Below are 1,079 nucleotides of genomic sequence, written 5' to 3'. Positions count from 1 at the left end.
ACCGCGCTCTCGGCACCGCCGTTGGGGCAGGGCGGCGCTGAGACCATCCAGCCGGACTTCACTGCCCGCGCAGCCGACGGCAGTCTGGCGATCGCCGGCAACGCCCATGTCCGGCTGTCCCACCCGTCGTTCCACGGCGGGATCGCCATGCTTCGTCGTGGCTACTCCTATGACGACGGCCTGGACTCAGCCGGCGAGCCGGACGCCGGCCTGTTCTTCGCGGCCTACCAGGCCGACCCGCGTACGGCGTTCGTCGCGGTGCAGCGGACCCTCGCGGCCGGCGACGCATTGAACACCTTCATCCGGCACACCTCCAGCGCCCTGTTCGCCGTCCCGCCCGCGGCGCCCGCGGGCGGCTTTCTCGCGCAGGGGCTCTTCGGTGCCGGCTGAGCGGTGCCGGCTGAACGGTGCTGAGTGCGCCCTGAGTGAGGGTGGCTCCGGCTGACGGAAACGCCAGCCGGAGCCACCCGCGGGAGATAGCCGTTCGGGAATGCCTGGCGGATGCCCGTCAGCGGGCTGACTCCGCCAGGGAAGCCCTCCCGCGATGTTTACAAATATTTCGGTGGTTCGCCACCGTGTATTTGCGATATTCGACAGGCGACGGGCCTACTTTCAGCGGTATGCCTGTGAGTCCTCCCAGCGAAGTGGTGGCGTCGGGTGTTCCGGCCGGTATGGCCGAGGACATGACAATCGCCGAGCAGCACGAATGGCTCCAGACCTTTCTCCGGCGGCGGCTGGTCAGCCGACGCGGGATTCTGCTCGGCGGTCTGGCTGGCGCCGGTGCGGCGAGCCTGTTCGGCACGCCGTTCGGCCGGGCCGCCTACGCCGCCACGAACGACAGTCCCCTGCTCGTGGGCGGCAGGCACACCGCCTTCGGCGCCGATCCGTCCCGGCAGCTTCGGCTGGCGGCGCAGTTGTCGCGTAACCCGGGCCGCGGCAAGGTTCTGGTCGATATCGGGCCGGGACGCGGTCTCGGCGGCACGGTCGAGGCGGAGATCCGACCGCTGCTGTCCCAGGTCCCCCAGGCCGACGGCTCGATTCTCGCCGTCGAACAGTACTGAGCCTTTCCCGGTAACCGC

At 69.9% G+C, this 1,079-nt stretch carries 1 protein-coding gene and 1 pseudogene; both read left to right on the top strand.

Going from position 1 to position 1,079, the window contains the following annotated elements; translation table 11 throughout:
• Positions 1-390: pseudogene (locus tag AC08OX_RS15510) on the top strand (Dyp-type peroxidase); the annotation flags it as partial.
• Between the two features lie 236 nt (positions 391-626).
• Complete coding sequence (locus AC08OX_RS15505) at positions 627-1,061, top strand: hypothetical protein (protein WP_476608465.1); 435 nt, start codon at positions 627-629, stop codon at positions 1,059-1,061.
• Positions 1,062-1,079: the final 18 nt, after the last annotated feature.

The organism is Frankia sp. CoBUL1 (assembly GCF_978021245.1).
Note: the sequence above shows the minus strand (reverse complement) of the source record. Positions and strands in the feature narration are given on the sequence as shown.